Genomic DNA, 15,260 nt, shown 5'->3' with positions numbered 1-15,260 from the left:
ACCCGGCGTCCCCGCGCGAACCCCCGCCCCGCCCTCACCCGCCGTGCCCACGCCAGGGAGAATCGGTCGCCATGAGCCACACCGTGCTGATCGCCGAGGACGACCGGGCCATCCGCGACTCGCTCACCCGCGCCCTCACCCTGGAGGGCTACCAGGTCCGCACCGCCCCGGACGGCGCCGAGGCCCTCGCCGTCCTCTCCGAACAGCGCCCCGACGTCCTGATCCTGGACGTGATGATGCCCCCGCCCGACGGCCTGGAGATCTGCCGCCGCCTGCGCGCCACCGGCGACCGCACCCCCGTCCTGATGCTCACCGCCCGGGTCGAGGTGCCGGACCGCATCGCCGGTCTGGACGCAGGGGCCGACGACTACCTCGTCAAGCCCTTCGACGTGGACGAGCTCTTCGCCCGCCTGCGCGCCCTGCTGCGCCGCAACCTCCCCGGTCCGCCCTCCCGCACCGAGGAGGTGCTCGCCGTCTCCGACCTCCGGGTCGAACCGGCCGCCCGCCGCGTCTGGCGCGCGGGGCGCGAACTGGAGCTCTCCCGCACCGAGTTCGACCTCCTGGAGCTGCTGGCCCGCAACGCCGGAGCCGTCCTCGACCAGACCACCCTGTACGAGCGCATCTGGGGCTACGACTTCGGCCCGGGCTCCAAGAACCTCGCCGTCTTCATCGGCTACCTGCGCCGCAAGCTGGACCTGCCCGGCCTCTCCCCTCTGATCCACACCGTCCGCGGCGTCGGCTACACGCTGCGCGAGCCGTGACGGGCGGCCCGCGCCGCCGCATGGCGCGCCTGCCGCGCCCGGGCCTGCGCACCACCGTCTCCCTCGCCTTCGCCGCGATGGCCGCCCTGGTCGCGGTGCTGATCGGCACGCTCGGCTACCACGCCGCCGCGCGCCTGATCCGCGACGACGAGATGGACGACTTCACCTCCGCCATCCGCGCCGTCAGCGGCCAGGTCCACGACGAGAGGCTGTTCCCGGGGGACTTCAACGGCCCGACCGGCCTCAGCGAGCAGCTGCTGCACCCGGTCCGGGTCACCGCCCAGGCCCTCGACTCCCAGGGGGCCGTCCTCCCCGGCACCTCCCACTTCGACCTGCCGACCACCCCGGAGGACCGCGAGCTCGCCGGCTCCGCCACCCCCGCCCGTACGGCGACGGGCGTGCGCACCACACACGGCGTCACCTGCCGGGTGGGCGTGGTCTCGCTCGGCGGCGGCCGGGGCGCCGTACAGGTCGTGCAGCGGCTCGACGACGTCGAGGAGTTGCTGGAGGAGCTGCGGCGGCAGATGGCGGCCGTGGTGGCCGTGGTCGTCCTGGTGGCGGGAGGGGCCGGCTGGCTGGTCGCCGGCCGGATCAGCGGCCGTCTGGTCCGGCTCACCGAGGCGGCCGAACTCGTCGCCACCAGCGGCCGGTTGGACGTGCCGGTGCCCGCCGCCGGTACGGACGAGGTGAGCCGGCTCGCCCGCGCCTTCGATCGGATGTTGGTCCGCCTGGCCGCGGCCAAGGAGAACCAGCGCCGCCTCGTCCAGGACGCCGGTCACGAGCTGCGCACCCCGCTGACCAGCCTGCGCACCAACCTTTCCGTCCTGCCCGCCATGGACCGCCTGCCGCCCGCCGAGCGCGAAGCCCTGATGGCCGATCTCGCGGACGAGGCGCGGGAGTTGACCCAGCTGGTGGAGGAGCTGGTGGCCCTGGCCGCCGACCACAAGGCGGACGAGGAGCCGACGGAGGTGGCGCTGGCCGAACTCGTCCACGCCGCGGCCGCCCAGGCCCGCCGGCGCAGCGGCCGGGAGATCACCGTGGACGCGGACGCCTCCGTGGTCACCGCCCGCCCGGAGGCCCTGGTCCGCGCGGTGGCCAACCTCCTGGACAACGCGGCCAAGTTCGACCCTTCCGGCAGCGCCCCGATCGAGGTGGTGGTCCGCCGCAGTCGGGTCGAGGTGCGCGACCGGGGCCCCGGCATCGACGCGGCGGACCTCGACCGGGTCTTCGACCGCTTCTACCGCGCCACCGCAGCCCGCAGCCTGCCCGGCTCGGGCCTCGGCCTGGCCATCGTCCACGAGGTCGCCCGCTCCCACGGCGGCTCCGCCTACGCCGTCAACCGCGAGGGCGGCGGCGCGGTCATCGGCTTCACCCTCGGCGCCCCCTGACGAACGACCGGCACACGGCAGCGGGCCCCGGCGAAAACGATCGCCGGGGCCCGTCCGTACAGCAGGGCCGGACCGGGGCGGATCAGCCCCCGTCCGCCCAGCAGGGGTCAGACGGCGGCCAGCAGCCCCCGCCCGAGCCAGTCGGCGTTGTCCTTCACGCCCGGCAGGACGAAGAAGTACCCGCCACCGGTCGGCGAGATGTAGTCCACCAGCGGCTCGTCGATCAGCCGCGTCTGGGTGGCCTCGAACTGCCGCACCACGTCCTGCTGGTAGCAGCAGAACACCAGGCCCATGTCGAGGTTGCCCGCCTTGTCCACGCCCCGGTCGTAGTTGAAGCCCCGGCGCAGGATGCGCGTGGCGTCGGTGTCGGCGGTGCGCGGGTTGGCGAGGCGGATGTGCGCCTTGAGCGGGATCGCCTTGCCCTCCGGGTCCTTGGCGTAGTCCGGGGCGTCGTTCTCCTGGTGCCCGTCCAGCGGCGCGCCGGTGTCGCGGCGGCGGCCGAACATCTTCTCCTGCTCGGAGAGGGTGACGCGGTCCCAGAACTCGATGAGCATCCGGATGATGCGGATGACCTGGTAGCTGCCGCCGACCGCCCAGGCGGGCTCGCCCGCGCCGTCCTGCACCCAGATCAGCCGGTCCATCTCCCGGGAGGAGGTGGTGTCCGGGTTGACGATGCCGTCCTTGAAGCCGAGCAGGTTGCGCTGCGCGCCGTCCGGGCGGGACTGGTTCTGGAAGCCGTCGATGCGCCAGAGGATCTGCAGCGCACCCCGGGTGTGCCGGGTGATGTCGCGCAGGGCGTGCAGCACGGTGTCCTGGCGGTCGGCGCAGATCTGGAGCGAGAGGTCGCCGTGCAGTTCGGCGGCCTGGAGGTTGTCGTTGGGGAAGGTCTTCATCGGCGCGAGCTTGGCGGGCTTCGCCTTGGCCAGGCCGTAGCGGTCGTCGAAGAGCGAGGCGCCCACGCCGACGGTGACGGTCAGGTTGTCCGTGGCGACGGTCGGGCCGAGGATGCCGCTGTCGGCGGGCGGAGCGCCGACGCCGAGGTCGGGCGGGGTACCGCCGGCGGTGAGGAAGCGGATGCGCTCGGTCAGGGTCTTGAAGAGGTCCTCGAGTCCCTTGCGGTCCTGGGCGATGACCTGGCAGGAGACGAAGGCGGCGTAGCCCGGGGCCGGGGTGGTGACGCCGGCCTGGTGCGCGCCGTGGAAGGGCACGACCCCGTTCGAGGCCTGCTTGGTGTCCCCGGCCGAGGCCGGTCCGGCGCCGAGGGCGAAGGAGGCCCCTCCGGCGAGGACGGCGGCCCCGGCGCCAGCGCCGAGCGCGGCGCGCATGAAGCCGCGCCGGGCCGGTCCGGCCGGACACGCACCCGACTCGACCGGAGCGGAGGCCGGAACGGAAGCCGGAACGGAAGCGGAAGCGGCGTGCGGGAAGGGGCAGGTGCCTCCGGCGGCTGCGGTGCGGTCGTTCATCAGGCGGCCTTCCGGATCTCGAGCAGGGCGGGGATGGGCGAGAGGTCTTCGAGCAGCTGGCCGGTGGCGCCGTTGAGCTGGCGACGGTCCCCGGCGGGCAGCTTGTCCAGCGGCGTCCAGCCCTCGGGCTTGTGGGCCGCGGCGACGAGGTCACCGACCCGCTTCATCCCGGCGTTGACGCGGACCAGCACCTGCGGGTCGCGCTCGTCGAGCAGCGGCTGCAGGACGGTCAGCAGCTCCTGGGTGCCCGCCAGGTTGGCCTGGACGGTGGCCAGGTTGGTGCCGCTGCCCTGGTCGGTGTCGCCGGTCAGCTCGAACTGGAGGGTGTTCTCGAGGATCTCGTGGGCGCGCAGCGGCAGGTCGCCCGGGTCGAACTGCTGGCCGGGGAAGTCCTGCACGAGCTTGGCGACGTCGCCGGAGAGCTGGTCGGCCACGCCGGTCAGCTCCTCGACGGACTGGCCGTGCCACAGGCCGTACTCCAGCCGGAGGAAGCCGCTGAAGTCCTTGTCCTGCGCCTTGTCGGCGAGGCCGTCGGGGCGGCCGTTGATCTTGCCGTCGAGGTCGGCGAAGGTGCCGTAGGCGGCGCCGAGCGAGGCGTACTGGAGGTGGGCGGTCAGCCAGTCGGTCTTCGCCGTGGCGAGGTCGCCCGCGTGGACGTCGGCCTGGAGCTTCTGGGTCTCGGTCAGCAGGGTCGCGAGGCCCTTGTTGACGTAGTCCTTGTAGCTGTCGAGCGGGCCCTTGAGGTCGTCCTCCGCGACGGGCTTGACGGCCTTGACCTGGCCGCCGCCGGTGACGTGGACGGCCGCCGAGGTGACGGACTTTCCGCCGGTGGGCACGCAGCGCCAGGCGTAGTCGCCGGAGCCGATGGTGGCGGTCAGCGCCCGGGTGGTGCCGGGGGCCAGGCCCTCGATCTCGCCGTAGACGGCGCCGGTGCCGGGGTTGACCAGGTACACCTCGGAGACCTTGTCCCCGGTGTTGTGCATCTGGAAGACCTGCTGGCCGGGCAGCGGGGTGGTGAACCCGTGGCCGCACTCGGACTCGGAGACGGCGACGGTGGAGGAGCTGTCCTTCTTCCCGTCGCTGGCCGCGATCACCACGCCGGCCACCACGACCGGGACGGTCACCAGCGCGGCCGGCACCACCCAGCGGGGCCGCCCGGAGCGCACCGGCTTCTCCTCGGCCGGCTTCTCCGCGACTGCCTTCTCCTCGGCCGCCTTCTCCTCGACAGGCTTCTCAGCAGAGGCCTGCGACGGAGCGGGAGCGGGAGCGGCCTGAGCCGGCTTGCGCACGCCCTCGATGAACAGCGTCATCACGATGCACAGGTACGCCACGTACCCCAGCACCTGCAGCACCGTCATGGTGACGGTCAGGTTGAGCGTCCCCTGCACCAGGGTCGCGTACCAGGACGAGGCGTCCAGGTGCCCGCTCAGGTCGAAGGCGTACGTGGTGCCCCCGCCGACGAGCCCGGACTCCTGCAGGTCGCGCAGCCCGTACCCGAGCACGCCCGCCGCGACGACGATCAGGCCGGCGCCGGTGATGGTGAAGAACCGGGTGAGGTTCATCTTGAGCGCCCGCCGGTACAGGCCCCAGCAGAGCCCGGCGGAGAGCAGCAGGCCGACGGCCGCGCCGATGAGCGGGCCGGTGGACTCCCCGGCGGTGCGCACGTTCGTCCAGAGGAAGAGCGAGGTCTCCAGCCCCTCGCGGGCGACGGCCAGGAAGCTGGTGAGCACCAGCGCGCCGGCGCCCATCGCGAGCGAGGCCTGCACCTTCTCCTTGAGGTCGGTGGAGAGGGTGCGCGCCGAGCGACGCATCCAGAACACCATCGCGGTGACGAAGCCGACCGCGATCAGGCTCAGCACCCCGCCGAACGCCTCCTGGGCGTGGCCGGAGAGGTTGGCCGCGGTGAAGGTGAGCACCGCGCCGAAGCTGAGGCTGAGCGCGATGGCCGCCGCGACGCCGGTCCACACCTGGGGCAGTCGGGCCTTCTGCCCGAAGCGGACGAGCGTGGCGACGAGGATCGACACGATCAGTCCGGCTTCCAGGCCCTCACGCAACCCGATCAGAAAGCTCGGAAACGCTTCATCCCACATGCAGCGGGCTCCTCCCCCGGGTTCCCCGGGTCGTACCTGTCCTGAATCGCCCCGGGCGCCGGGAGGCGGGCGGGGCGGCACAGCCGAACGCCCCGGACGGAACGGTCCAGGGCGTCGCGGCTTAGCTTAGGCAAACCTTAGAGGCGCCCCGGTCAACTGCACCCCCGATTCAGGTAAGAGTTCGGTATGGGAATGCCCGTACGAAGGTCAAAACAGCACGTCAACGCCGTGACCGCGTGCTCACCCCCACCACTGCCCGGGCACCGCCTCCGGCTCCTCGGGGGCGTTCACGGGCTCGACGGCGGTGACGAGCAACCCACCGTCCGCCGTCCCGGCGACGAGGTGGCCGCGCTCGCGCAGCACCACCGCGGCCGCCTCGACGACCGCCGCCCGCGCCGCCCCGGACGGCTCCCCCGACGGAGGCCCGCCGGGCTCCTCCCCGGGCGACCAGCCGACCACCACCCCCTCGGGGCCGGGGCCGATCCGCAGCGGTGAGGCGCCGGGCCCGGTGTCGAAACCGGCGCGGGCCAGGGCCTCGGTGACGTCCTCGCAGAGTTCAGGGTGTTCCACCATTGGCGCAGCGTAGGCCGCCGCCCGCGCGACCCCCGGGCGCGGCGCGCGCCGGAGCGCCCCAAGGGCACCCGACCGCAGCAGCGGCACCCGTACGGCCGTCCGGCGGACGCCCGATCGGGCGGCAACGCCCCCCGTCCGGCCCGACACGAGCCGCCGGACGGGCCGATGGACGTGCACAGTCGGCCCCCTGCCGACAGCATGTCAGAGTAAGCGCCCCATCACTCTGAGCAGCGGGTCCGGCGGATCGGGCCGGTCCGCCCGCCGGTGCGTCCGGCGGTTCCCGCATCGAGAGGTCCCATGATCACAACACTTCGCCGGTCGGCGTTCCCGCCGGCGGGTCTCCCCCTCGGCACGTCGGTCGGCACGCCAAGCACGCCGGGGAGCCAGTCGTGAGCACCGACCAGCAGTCGAAGCAGGGACCGGTCACCAGCACCCGCGCCAAGCCGGCGAACAAGGCCGAGGCCCTCGCCGACTGGACCGACGGCCGGCTCGGCATCTACTCCCTCGCCAAGGCCAACCTGCGCAAGATCTTCCCGGACCACTGGTCCTTCATGCTGGGCGAGATCGCGCTCTACACCTTCGTCATCATCATCCTCACCGGCGTCTGGCTGACCCTCTTCTTCAAGCCGAGCATGGGCGAGGTCGTCTACGACGGCTCCTACGTGCCGCTCAAGGGCATCCGGATGTCGGAGGCGTACGCCTCGACGATCGACATCAGCTTCGAGGTCCGCGGCGGCCTGCTGATGCGCCAGATCCACCACTGGGCGGCGATCGTCTTCGTCGCCTCGATGCTGACGCACATGCTGCGCGTCTTCTTCACCGGCGCCTTCCGCAAGCCGCGCGAGATCAACTGGGTCTTCGGCGCGCTGCTGCTGTTCCTCGGCATGTTCGACGGCTTCATGGGCTACTCGCTGCCCGACGACCTGCTCTCCGGCACCGGCATCCGGTTCATGGAGGGCGCCGTCCTGGCCGTCCCGATCGTCGGCACGTACCTGCAGTTCTTCATCTTCGGCAGCGAGTTCCCCGGCACGGACATCGTGCCGAGGCTGTTCACCGTCCACATCCTGCTGATCCCGGGGATCATGGTCGGCCTGCTCGCGGCCCACCTGATCCTGGTCTTCTACCACAAGCACACCCAGTTCGCGGGGCCCGGCCGGACCAACGAGAACGTGGTCGGCATGCCGCTGATGCCCGTCTACATGGCCAAGGCCGGCGGCTTCTTCTTCCTGGTCTTCGGCGTGGTGGCGGTGATGTCCGCGATCGCGACCGTCAACCCGATCTGGGCGTACGGCCCGTACCGTCCGGACCAGGTGTCCACGGACGCCCAGCCCGACTGGTACATGGGCTTCTCCGAGGGCCTCGTCCGCGTGATGCCTGGCTGGGAGATCAGCGTCTGGGGCGGGCACACCCTCAACCTCGGGGTGTTCGTCCCGCTGATGATCTTCCCGAGCGTGCTGCTGGCCATCTGGTGCTGGCCGTTCCTGGAGGCCTGGGTGACCGGCGACCGGGGCGAGCACCACATCGCCGACCGGCCGCGCAACGCCCCGGTGCGCACCGCGTTCGGCGCGGCCTGGATGAGCCTCTACCTCATCCTGCTGGCCGGCGGCGGCAACGACCTGCTGGCCACCCACTTCCACCTGTCGATCAACGCGATCACCTACGCGGTGCGCGCGGGCTTCTTCGCCGTGCCGGTGATCGTCTTCGTGATCACCAAGCGGTGGTGCCTGGGCCTCCAGCGCCGCGACAAGGAGAAGGTGCTGCACGGCCGGGAGACCGGCGTCATCGAGCGGCTCCAGCACGGCGAGTTCGTCGAGATCCACGCCCCGCTGCCGCAGGGGCGCCTGTTCACCCTCACCTCGCACGACCAGCCGCAGCCCGACGAACTGCCGCCCGCGGTGGACGAGAACGGGGTGGCGCGCAAGGCCGGCCTGCTGACCCGCGCGCGGGTCAAGCTGTCGCGCGGCTTCTACGGCGAGGGCAGCCAGATCGCCAAGCCCACCGCCGAGGAGCACCAGGAGATCAGCAGCGGCCACGGCCACCACTGACCCTCCCCGCCGGACGTACGAAGGCCCGCCGCAGTCGCTTGCGGCGGGCCTTCGCGCGTGCGGGGTCAGCCGCGCAACGCGGCGGGGACGACAGCGAACAGCGCCGCGGCCAGGGTCACCGACAGGCACAGCGCCGCCCAGCGGCCGCAGATGCGGCGGCACTCGGCGCGGTAGCGGGCGGCGAGGCGGCGGCAGCGCTCGACCGCGCGGTCCACGACCTCCTCGGCGTAGCGCAGGCGGTCGGCGGCGTAGGCCCGCTCCAGGCTCTCCCGCTCCGCGGCGGGCAGCCAGGGGAACTGCTCGGCGAAGGCCCGGGCGTCCCGCTCGGCCGCGGCGACCTCCGCCTCCCACGCCAGGAACCCCTCCAACCGCGCGAGCCCCAGCCGGGACTCCCCCCGACCACCGCCGGCCGACCCGCCCTGCCGCGGGGCCCGTGCTCTCGGCGGACGCCGTCTGCCAGCCATGACCGCTCCTCGTGTCCTGTCGGGTCGCCCCGCCGGCACGCCGTACGGGACTCGCTCCTGGGGTGGTTCGCTCAGCGACCACGTCACTACTACCAGTGACCAACCGCAGCTCACCGCCCGACTCGCCGTCGGATCCGGCCCGGTGGTGCCCAGCGCCCTCACACGCGCGGCGGCAGGACCTCGACGACCTCGGCGAGCCCCACGACGGGTCGGCCTTCGTGCATGGCGATCACGTCACCGGGCCTCAGGTGCCGCCACCGCTCGGGCCGCAGCGGAGCCAGGCCGAGCGCCAACTCCCACTCCTGGAACGCGATCTCCTCCCGCACGTGGCCGACCGTCCAGCCGTTCTCCGCCTCAGCGCCTTCGGGCAGGAGGTCGACAGCCCGCCGAAGAAGTGTCAACGCGTCATCCATGCGCCGGATTGTCACCCGCCCCGGACCGCCTTGTCACAGCCGACCGGACATCCCATCAGGCCCGGTCCCGCCTTCCGACTTCCCTTGCGCCCCCTGTGCAGTGGCTCCTGTGGAGCACCGATCGCACCGACCGGTCGCAGTACCGGGCGCTCGTCCAGTCCCCACACGCCGCTGTTCTGCCGGCGGCAGAACACCGGCCCGGTCGGGCTCGGCGGTCGCTACAGTCCGGTCCCATGACGGAGACGACGACGCGTACGGTCGAGTACCCGGCCGACGGGCTGACGATGGTCGGGCACCTCGCGTTCCCGGCCGGTGGCGGCCGGCGGCCCGCGGTGCTGGTCGGACCGGAGGGCATGGGGCTCAGCGACGTCGAGCGCCGGCGGGCCGATGCTCTCGCCGAACTGGGATACGTGGCGTTGGCCTTCGACCTTCACGGCGGGCGCTATCTGGGCGACCCCGAGGAGATGCTGGCCCGTTGCATGCCCCTGCTCGCCGACCCCGACCGCATGCGGGGGATCGGCCGGGCGGCGCTCGACGTGGTGCTCGCCGAGCCGCGGACCGACCCCGACCGCATCGCCGCCGTCGGCTACGGGACCGGGGGCGCCGTCGGGCTGGAACTCGGGCGCGACGGCGCCGACCTGCGCGCGATCGGGACGGTCAACGCACTGACCACGGGCCGCCCGGGCGAGGCGGCGCGCATTCGCTGCCCGGTGTGGGCCGGGGTCGGGTCGGAGGACCCGATCATGCCGCCCGCGCAGCGGGACGCGTTCGCCGCCGAGATGCAGGCCGCAGGCGTCGACTGGCGACTCACGGTCTACGGCGGAGCCCTGCACGCCTTCCACCACCCGCCGGTCGACCACCCCACCGTCCCCGGCGTCGGCTACCACCGGCAGCACGCGCAGCGGGCCTGGCGCGACGTCGTCGACCTGCTCGCCGAGTGCCTGCCGGTGACGGAGGACCGGCCGTAGGGGGTGGGGAGGTAGTGGGGGAGAATGGGGCCATGTCTCGACGTCGTTCCGCGCCCCGGCAGGCCGTTCCGCGGTTGTTGCCCTCGTCCCCCTGTCCCTGCGGCCTGCCCGGCACGTACGGGGACTGCTGCGGTCGGCTGCACCGGGGGGCCGCGGTGGCGGGTACCGCGGAGTCGCTGATGCGCTCGCGGTACAGCGCGTTCGCCGCGCGGGACGAGGCGTACCTGTTGCGGACCTGGCACCCGGACACCCGGCCCGCCGAGGTGGAGTTGGACCCGGGGCTGCGCTGGACCGGGCTGGAGGTGCTCTCCACCTCGGAGGGCGGGGCGTTCCACGCCCAGGGGACGGTGGCCTTCAAGGCGCACTGGGCGGAGGGCGGCGAGGAGGGGGTGCTCACCGAGAACAGCCGGTTCGTCCGGCACGAGGGCGCCTGGGTGTACCTGGACGCCCTCTCGCTCGGCTGATCCGGCCGTCCGTCGGAGGTCTCAGAGGTAGTCGTCGAGGCGGGCCAGGGAGAATCCGGCCGCGGTGACGTCGTTGACCACCTTGCGCAGCAGTTCCGGCATGGTCGCCTTCCAGATGTCGGTGCCCCGGAAGTGGGTCAGGATGATGTCGCCCGGGTGCAGTTTCTGGTCGTCGTAGCGCCAGTCCATGCGGTCCGGCCAGGCCTCCTCGTTCCACATCGGCACCGCCTGCACCCCGCAGGAGGCGGCCGCGCGCAGGGTGTCGTCGTTGTACTCGCCGTAGGGTGGGCGGAAGAGGCGGGGGCGGGTGCCGATCTGCTGTTCCAGCTGGTCCTGCTGGCGGCAGATCTCGCCGCGCTGGGTCTCGTAGTCGAGGACCTTGAGGTTGCGGTGGTTGATGGTGTGGTTGTTGATCTCCACGCCCTGGGAGTGCAGGTCGCGGAAGTAGCCGTAGTTCTCGCGGGCCAGATAGTCGGAGACGAACGCGCTGACGGGGACTCCGAGTTCGTCGAGCATCCGGGAGAACTCCGGGTCCTTCTCGGCGCCGTCGTCGACGGTCAGGAAGACCACCTTGTCCTCGGTGGGGACGCGGTAGACGACGGGCGGGAGGCCGTCCTTCATCTTGACGCCGGTCTGCGGGGTCAGCGCGACCCGGGCGGCCGGGTGCGGCGCCTTGATCGGCGGGGTGGTGACGCCCCAGCGCTGGGCGGTCTCGAAGGCGGCGCGCACGGCGGCCTCCTGACGGGCCACCGCCTCGCTGCTGCTCTCCTCCTCCTTGCGGGCGAGGCCGGGCAGCAGGGGCGGGGCGGCCGGCGGGCGGGCCGTGCCGCGCTCGGCGACGGGGGCGGCTCCGGCCTCGGGGGCCGCCTCGGCCGCCGTGTCGCCGGGGGCGTTCGCGGCCGGAGCGGCGACGGGGCCAGCGGCGGGACCGGCGGCGTTCGCCGTGGCCGGGGCCGCCTCGGGGCGGGCGGGGCCGGCGGGCCCCGCGCAGCCGGCCACGACCGCGGAGAGGCAGACGGCGGCCAGCAGGCCGGTCCGTGCCGCGCTCTTCTGACTCCCCCTCAAACCCCCATTAATCCGACTATCTGATGGTCTATGCATAAGGGCACTGCTCCCCCGTCGCGGCCCTCCACCAACCCCGCGTCACCCGCGCGGGGCAACGACGCGCCGGGGGCGTTGCCCATCCTTTGCCCGGCCCCACCTGCGAAAACCCGATTGCGCCCGGCGGGGACGACCAACGATCATGCGCCCATGACCACTGCCGCGCACCCGACCGACCGCTGGACCGTCACCCAGGGCGATGTGACCGACCCCGAGGCCCAGCGGCTCCTGCGCGAGTACTACGACGACGTGGCCAACCGCTACTACCGCCTCCACCTCGACCGCGACGGCACCCCCGAGGAGCTCGACACCGGGTACGCCGACTCCCCCAGCAACGACCTCGTCGCGCCGACCGGCGTCTTCCTCCTCGGCCGCTACGACGGCGCCGCCCAGTCCTGCGCCGGGCTGCGCGTGCGCGACGAGACCACCGTGGTGCTGACCCGCGTCTTCGTCCGCCACGCGCTGCGCGGCACCGGCGGAGGCGCCCGGCTGCTCGCCGCCGTCGAGGAGGCCGCCCGCGGGCTGGGCGCCCACCGCATCGTGCTCGACACCCGCCTCGACCTCGTCGAGGCCCGCGCCCTGTACAGCCGCCACGGCTACGAGGAGATCCCCGCCTTCGAGGCCGGGCCCTACGCCGAGGTCTGGTACGGCAAGGAGCTCACACCGTCCGGGAGTTGACCGCCAGCGCCGCCTCCAGCTCGGCCGCCGAGGGCGGGTTGGCGCCCGGGCGGGAGACGGTGAGCGAGGCGGCCGTGACGGCCTGGGCCAGGCAGCCGGGCAGGCCGGCGCCGACGGCGCGGGCGTGCAGCAGGGCGGCCGTGAAGGAGTCCCCGGCGCCGACGGTGTCCGCGACCGGCGTGGGGACGGCGGGCACCCGCAGGTGCTCCCCCTCGGCGGTGAGCGCGAAGGCGCCCCGCTCGCCCAGGGTCACGGCGACCACGGACGGGCCGAGGGCGAGCCAGCGCTCGGCCACCGCCTCGGGCCGCTCGCCCGGGTAGAGCCAGGCGAGGTCCTCGTCGCTGGCCTTGACCAGCCCGCTCAGTGCCACGCAGCGCTCGACCCGGCGCACGGCCCCGGCCCGCTCGCCCATCAGCGCGGGGCGGACGTTGGGGTCGTAGCTGATCGGCACGAGGCCGCTCCAGCGCTCCGCGAGGGCGAGCACGGAGGCGGCGCCCGGCTCGGTGACAGCGCCGATCGAGCCCAGGTGGACGGCGGCGGGCGGCTCGGAGAGGTCGACCGGCGGGAGCGTCCAGCCGATGTCGAAGGTGTACCCGGGGCGCCCCTGTCCGTCCAGGCGGACCACCGCCGAGGGGGTGCGCGCCACCTCCGCCGCCCGGACGGTCACCCCGGCCGACTCCAGGTGCGCCCGGATCAGGCGGCCGTTGGCGTCCGGCCCCAGCTCCGTCAGCAGCACGGCCGGGCGGCCCAGCCGGGCCAGGCCGTAGGCGACGTTCGAGGGGCTGCCGCCCGGGTGCACCACGTCCGGGGCGCCGTCCGTGCGGACGATGTCGGCGACGCACTCGCCGATCACCAGGACGGGGGAATCGGGGCTGGTCACGGCGGGCTCCTGGCGTCCGGTGCGGGCGGCGGTCGGGCGCCAGCCTACGGCGTACCGGATGCGGGCACGGGCACAGCAGGATGCGGGCACAGAAGTACGGCCGCCGGATCTGGCCAGGAGCTCCGGCGGCCGTGGCCCCGTCCGTCAGGGGACGAAGTGATTCCGACACTAGGCACGGCGCAGGCGGGACGCCAGCACGGTGGGCCGTCCGGGGGACGACCGCGTGTCGCGAGGGGCGCCTTCGCTAAGGTCCCTCGGTGTGCTGACCGTTCTGCGCAAGGCCCGTGCCGGTGTCGCCCTGGTACTCGGGGGGCTGGTGCTCTCCGGTGCCGTCCCGGTGGCGAGCGCCGCGGACGGGGTGGGCGACCCCGTCTTCCCCGACCTCGGCAATCCCGGGTACCGAGCGCTCGCCTACGACCTGGCCTTCGAGTACCGGGGCGACACCCGGACGGTGGACGCCACCGCCCTCGTCACCGCGCGGATCGACCGGACCCTCGCCGAACTGCGGCTGGACGCCCTGGGGTTGGTGGTGCGCGCGGTGCGGGTCGACGGGCGGCCGGCGCGGTTCGCGACGCGGGACGAGAAGCTGGTCGTCACCCCGGATCGGCCGCTGCGGGGCGGGGCGACGGCCCGGGTGAGCGTCGAGTACACGGCCGACCCGCGCGCCCGGCTCGCGCACACGGCCTGGGTCCCGACGCCGGACGGCTTCGCGATCGCGCCCCAGCCGGACACCGCGCACACCGTCTTCCCCTGCAACGACCACCCCGGGGACAAGGCCCGCTTCACCGTCGCCGTGACCGCCCCGGACGGCCTGACGGGCGTGGCCGGAGGGGAGTTGACCGCCACCGAGCACCTGGGCGACGGCCGCACCACCCGCCGGTACTCCTACCGCGCGCCGATGGCCACCGAACTGCTGCAGCTCTCCGTCGGCGACTACACCGTGCGCGAGCGCACCGGCCCGCACGGCCTGCCGGTGCGCGACGTCGTCCCGACCGCCCGGGCCGCCGCGCTCGAACCGGCCCTCGCCCTCACCCCCGGCCAACTCGCCTGGGCGGAGGACAGGTTGGGGCCGTTCCCGTTCGAGTCGTACGGCCTCCTGCCGGTGAACACCGACGACCCGGCCGCCTTCGGCTTCACCGGGCTGGAGACCCAGACGCTCACCCTGTACAAGCCCGGCTTCCTGCTCGAGCCGGAGCCCGCGATCGGCTCGCACATGATGCACGAGATCGTCCACTCCTGGTTCGGCGACAGCGTCACCCCCGCCACCTGGGCCGACCTCTGGCTCAACGAGGGCCACGCCGACTACTACGGCCTGGCGTACCGCTACCAGCGCGGCTGGCCCGACGACGCCGGGCACACCACGCTCACCGACCGGATGCGCGAGGTCTACCGGCAGGGCGACCACTGGCGCCGCACGGCCGGGCCGGTGGCCGCGCCCACGGCCGAGCACCTCTTCGACGACCAGCGCTACCTGGGCGGCGCGCTGGTGCTGTTCGCACTGCGCGAGAAGGTCGGCGAGGAGGCCTTCACCCGGATCGAGCACGCCTTCCTGGCCCGCCACCGCCACGGCGTCGCCGACACCCAGGGCTTCGTCCTGGTCGCCTCCCAGGAGTCGGGGCAGGACCTCGACGCCTTCCTCGGCGACTGGCTGTACGGGCGCCGCACCCCGCCGATGCCGGGGCACCCGGACTGGACGGTCGAGGCCGGCTAGGGCCTGTCCGGCGGATCTTGTCGGATCAGCGCGCGGCGTTGGGCGCCCGGCTGGGCGTGCGCCCGAGTCGGCCTCGTACTGGACGTACTTGGGCGATTCGGGCGTGCGTCCAGGCGGGATGCCCGGCGTCGTGCGCCCGGCAAGATCCGCCGGACAGGGCCTAGGGCCAATGCCGGTGACTTATGACTTAGGTCGTGTCCGTTCCGGCAATCGTGACGATTGCCGGAGCGGGTGGCGGCCAGTTGCGGTGTTCGGCCCGTT

Annotated in this window: 13 protein-coding genes and 1 pseudogene; 7 read left to right on the top strand and 7 right to left on the bottom strand. The window is 73.5% G+C overall.

Annotation, left to right across the window (positions count from 1 at the left end; genetic code table 11):
* Positions 1–71: 71 nt before the first annotated feature.
* Both ACIRRS_RS32920 and ACIRRS_RS32915 read left to right on the top strand, forming a co-directional pair.
* Entirely contained in the window at positions 72–761 is a 690-nt protein-coding gene (locus tag ACIRRS_RS32920; RefSeq protein WP_402978740.1) for a response regulator transcription factor, read from the top strand.
* A complete protein-coding gene (locus ACIRRS_RS32915) occupies positions 758–2,149 on the top strand; it encodes an ATP-binding protein (RefSeq protein WP_402978737.1) in 1,392 nt (463 codons plus the stop codon). The genes ACIRRS_RS32920 and ACIRRS_RS32915 overlap by 4 nt, the downstream gene beginning before the upstream one ends.
* A gap of 107 nt (positions 2,150–2,256) precedes the next feature.
* On the opposite strand, the pseudogene efeB reads toward ACIRRS_RS32915, so the two are convergent.
* The 3 genes and pseudogenes from efeB to ACIRRS_RS32900 all read right to left on the bottom strand — a co-directional run.
* A pseudogene (gene efeB / locus ACIRRS_RS32910) lies at positions 2,257–3,507 on the bottom strand (iron uptake transporter deferrochelatase/peroxidase subunit); the annotation flags it as partial.
* A 104-nt stretch (positions 3,508–3,611) separates the two neighbouring features.
* On the bottom strand, positions 3,612–5,702 hold the full coding sequence (gene efeU / locus ACIRRS_RS32905; protein ID WP_402978734.1) for an iron uptake transporter permease EfeU: 2,091 nt from the start codon (positions 5,700–5,702) through the stop codon (positions 3,612–3,614).
* Positions 5,703–5,942: 240 nt separating this feature from the next.
* Complete coding sequence (locus tag ACIRRS_RS32900) at positions 5,943–6,275, bottom strand: hypothetical protein (RefSeq protein WP_402978732.1); 333 nt, start codon at positions 6,273–6,275, stop codon at positions 5,943–5,945.
* Between the two features lie 389 nt (positions 6,276–6,664).
* Between ACIRRS_RS32900 and ACIRRS_RS32895 the strand changes: the two genes are divergently transcribed.
* The gene (locus ACIRRS_RS32895; RefSeq protein WP_402978729.1) at positions 6,665–8,320 is read left to right on the top strand and encodes a cytochrome bc complex cytochrome b subunit; all 1,656 of its coding nucleotides are present in this window, start codon (positions 6,665–6,667) and stop codon (positions 8,318–8,320) included.
* 65 nt (positions 8,321–8,385) lie between these two features.
* On the opposite strand, the gene ACIRRS_RS32890 is transcribed toward ACIRRS_RS32895, so the two are convergent.
* Positions 8,386–8,784: a hypothetical protein gene (locus ACIRRS_RS32890; protein ID WP_402978726.1), complete on the bottom strand. Its 399-nt coding sequence runs from the start codon at positions 8,782–8,784 to the stop codon at positions 8,386–8,388.
* A gap of 158 nt (positions 8,785–8,942) precedes the next feature.
* Entirely contained in the window at positions 8,943–9,197 is a 255-nt protein-coding gene (locus tag ACIRRS_RS32885; protein ID WP_402978723.1) for a hypothetical protein, read from the bottom strand.
* A gap of 233 nt (positions 9,198–9,430) precedes the next feature.
* On the opposite strand from ACIRRS_RS32885, the gene ACIRRS_RS32880 reads away from it, so the two are divergent.
* The gene (locus ACIRRS_RS32880) at positions 9,431–10,165 is read left to right on the top strand and encodes a dienelactone hydrolase family protein (protein ID WP_402978720.1); all 735 of its coding nucleotides are present in this window, start codon (positions 9,431–9,433) and stop codon (positions 10,163–10,165) included.
* Positions 10,166–10,197: 32 nt separating this feature from the next.
* Positions 10,198–10,629, top strand: coding sequence for a YchJ family protein (locus ACIRRS_RS32875; RefSeq protein ID WP_402978717.1), 432 nt, complete (start codon positions 10,198–10,200; stop codon positions 10,627–10,629).
* Positions 10,630–10,650: 21 nt separating this feature from the next.
* On the opposite strand, the gene ACIRRS_RS32870 is transcribed toward ACIRRS_RS32875, so the two are convergent.
* Positions 10,651–11,694 (bottom strand): polysaccharide deacetylase family protein, encoded by a 1,044-nt coding sequence (locus ACIRRS_RS32870; protein ID WP_402978714.1) that lies wholly within the window; start codon positions 11,692–11,694, stop codon positions 10,651–10,653.
* Positions 11,695–11,880: 186 nt separating this feature from the next.
* On the opposite strand from ACIRRS_RS32870, the gene ACIRRS_RS32865 reads away from it, so the two are divergent.
* A complete protein-coding gene (locus tag ACIRRS_RS32865) occupies positions 11,881–12,408 on the top strand; it encodes a GNAT family N-acetyltransferase (RefSeq protein ID WP_402978711.1) in 528 nt (175 codons plus the stop codon).
* Here the strand turns inward: ACIRRS_RS32865 and ACIRRS_RS32860 are convergent.
* On the bottom strand, positions 12,389–13,288 hold the full coding sequence (locus tag ACIRRS_RS32860; RefSeq protein WP_402978708.1) for a carbohydrate kinase: 900 nt from the start codon (positions 13,286–13,288) through the stop codon (positions 12,389–12,391). The two genes, ACIRRS_RS32865 and ACIRRS_RS32860, sit on opposite strands and share 20 nt — an antisense overlap.
* Positions 13,289–13,547: 259 nt before the next feature.
* Here ACIRRS_RS32860 and ACIRRS_RS32855 point away from each other — a divergent pair, with 259 nt between their 5' ends.
* Positions 13,548–14,999 carry a M1 family metallopeptidase gene (locus tag ACIRRS_RS32855; RefSeq protein WP_402978705.1) on the top strand — a complete coding sequence of 484 codons (1,452 nt, stop codon included), beginning with the start codon at positions 13,548–13,550 and terminating at the stop codon, positions 14,997–14,999.
* Positions 15,000–15,260 lie beyond the last annotated feature (261 nt).

The organism is Kitasatospora sp. NPDC101183 (assembly GCF_044767945.1).
Lineage (GTDB): Bacteria > Actinomycetota > Actinomycetes > Streptomycetales > Streptomycetaceae > Kitasatospora.
This window is presented reverse-complemented; position numbering and strand designations above follow the sequence as displayed.

Bases quoted from the DNA above. Each gene is read 5' to 3' on its own strand.
- ACIRRS_RS32920 (WP_402978740.1), top strand. From the start codon at position 72: ATGAGCCACACCGTGCTGATCGCCGAGGACGACCGGGCCATCCGCGAC.
- efeU (WP_402978734.1), bottom strand. From the start codon at position 5,702: ATGTGGGATGAAGCGTTTCCGAGCTTTCTGATCGGGTTGCGTGAGGGC.
- ACIRRS_RS32900 (WP_402978732.1), bottom strand. From the start codon at position 6,275: ATGGTGGAACACCCTGAACTCTGCGAGGACGTCACCGAGGCCCTGGCC.
- ACIRRS_RS32890 (WP_402978726.1), bottom strand. From the start codon at position 8,784: ATGGCTGGCAGACGGCGTCCGCCGAGAGCACGGGCCCCGCGGCAGGGC.
- ACIRRS_RS32885 (WP_402978723.1), bottom strand. From the start codon at position 9,197: ATGGATGACGCGTTGACACTTCTTCGGCGGGCTGTCGACCTCCTGCCC.
- ACIRRS_RS32880 (WP_402978720.1), top strand. From the start codon at position 9,431: ATGACGGAGACGACGACGCGTACGGTCGAGTACCCGGCCGACGGGCTG.
- ACIRRS_RS32875 (WP_402978717.1), top strand. From the start codon at position 10,198: ATGTCTCGACGTCGTTCCGCGCCCCGGCAGGCCGTTCCGCGGTTGTTG.
- ACIRRS_RS32865 (WP_402978711.1), top strand. From the start codon at position 11,881: ATGACCACTGCCGCGCACCCGACCGACCGCTGGACCGTCACCCAGGGC.